2 protein-coding genes and 1 pseudogene are annotated in these 2,022 nt (G+C 64.3%); all 3 read left to right on the plus strand.

Annotation, left to right across the window (positions count from 1 at the left end):
- A pseudogene (locus BKD70_RS23075) lies at positions 1–265 on the plus strand (MFS transporter); the annotation flags it as partial.
- Complete coding sequence (locus tag BKD70_RS23080) at positions 262–1,704, plus strand: amidase (RefSeq protein ID WP_054899018.1); 1,443 nt, start codon at positions 262–264, stop codon at positions 1,702–1,704. The pseudogene BKD70_RS23075 and the gene BKD70_RS23080, both read left to right, overlap by 4 nt.
- 64 nt (positions 1,705–1,768) lie before the next feature.
- A partial coding sequence (locus BKD70_RS23085; protein ID WP_139145813.1) for a helix-turn-helix domain-containing protein occupies positions 1,769–2,022 on the plus strand: 254 nt, incomplete at its 3' end.

Consider the following 2,022-nt stretch of genomic DNA (forward strand, 5'->3'; position numbering starts at 1 on the left):
GCCAGCGCCGACGGCATTGGCCGAGCAGTTTCCCATTGAGGTGCGTTCCACCGGTGTGTCGGTGGCCTATAACGTGGCGGTGATGGTGTTCGGTGGTTTCGCGCCGTTGATCGTGACCTGGCTGAGCAAGGTGCTGGGCACGCCGGTGGCGCCGTCGTTTTATGTATTGTTTGCGTGCGTGCTGACGCTGCTGGGCACTTACTGCATGCGCGAGGCACCCCGGGCGAGCAAGCCGCTGCCGTTTTCCAGAGAGGTGAAGCCTTGAGTATTGTTGATTGGGATGCCACTGAGCTGTCGCGGGCCATCCATGGGCGGCAGGTATCGTGCGAAGAGGTGATGCAGGCGTACCTGGCGCAGATCCAGCGCTTTAACCCTGGCGTGAATGCGCTGGTGTCGTTGCGCGAAAGCGAGGCCGTGCTGGCCGAGGCGAGAGCCTGTGATCGTGAGTTGGACCGGGGCCATTCCCGTGGCTGGATGCATGGCATGCCCCAGGCCATCAAGGACCTGGCGGCCACCCAGGGTTTGCGCACCACCCTGGGCTCACCGCTGTTCGCCGAGCATGTACCGAACGAAGACGCCATCAGCGTGGCGCGGGTGCGGGCCAGTGGCGCGATCATCATCGGCAAGACCAACGTGCCGGAGTTCGGCCTGGGCTCCCACACCTACAACACGCTGTTTGGCACCACCGGCAATGCCTATGACCCACGCCTGGCGGCGGGTGGCAGCAGTGGCGGAGCGGCGGTGGCCCTGGCGCTGCGCATGCTGCCGGTGGCCGACGGCAGCGACATGATGGGCTCGCTGCGCAACCCGGCGGCGTTCAACAACGTGTTCGGCTTGCGCCCCTCCCAGGGGCGGGTGCCTCACGGGCCGATGCCGGAACTGTTCGTGCAGCAATTGGGCACCGAAGGCCCGATGGGGCGCAGCGTAACGGATGTGGCGCGGTTGCTGAGCATTCAGTCCGGTTACGATCCCCGGGCGCCGTTGTCATCCAGGGACGATCCCGCTGTGCTGGGCCAGCCGTTGCAACGCGACTTCAACGGCGCACGCCTCGGTTGGCTGGGGGACTACAACGGTTATCTGCCGATGGATGATGGCGTGATGAGCCTGTGCGAAGCGGCGCTGGATGATTTCGCCAGGTTGGGCTGTGAAGTGCACAGCTGCCAACCGGACTTTTCCATGGCGCGCCTGTGGCGCTGCTGGTTGGTACACCGCCATTGGCTGGTGCACGGCAACCTCGGCGCGGCCTACGCCAACCCGCAAAAGCGCGCGTTGCTCAAGCCCGAAGCGCAATGGGAAGTGGAGGGCGGCCAGGGCTTGAGTGCCCAGCAGGTTTACCAGGCGTCGGTGGACCGCAGTCAGTGGTACCGCGCTTTGGGCAAGCTGTTCGAACGTTACGATTTCCTGCTGTTGCCCACCGCCCAGGTGTTCCCTTTCGATGCACAACAGCCTTGGCCGCGCCTCGTGGGCGGGCGTGAAATGGACACTTATCACCGCTGGATGGAAGTGGTGATCGGCCCGACCCTCGCCGGTTTGCCGAGCATGAGCATCCCGGCGGGCTTCAACCCTCAGGGCTTGCCCATGGGCCTGCAAATCATTGGCCCGGCCCAGGCCGACAGGGCCGTGCTGCAATTGGCCTATGCCCATGAACAACTGACCCAATGGGTACAACGCCGGCCACCGGCGTGCCTTGCAACGACCCGTTGAGCGCTGACCGGGCCTGTATCTTGCTGTGAAAAAAGATCATCCACCAGCAACAGGGAGATCGAATATGGAGACAGGCACCGTACGCTCGGTTGAGCGCGCTCTGGCAATCGTCGAGTTGCTGGGCGAGCACCAGGCCCTGGGGCTGGAAGAACTGCACTACCTCACGCAGCTGCCCAAGGCCACGGTGTCGCGCATGTTGCTGACCTTGCAGGAACAGGGGTGGGTCTACCGCGGCCTGAGCGATCGGCGTTACCGCCTGCGTGCCCGGCGCTTGTTTGGCGATACCCAGCAACGCTTCAAGCGCCAGGTGGTGGAGAG

This window comes from Pseudomonas sp. BS-2016 (genome assembly GCF_001806145.1).
In the GTDB taxonomy this organism is placed as follows: Bacteria; Pseudomonadota; Gammaproteobacteria; order Pseudomonadales; family Pseudomonadaceae; genus Aquipseudomonas; species Aquipseudomonas lundensis.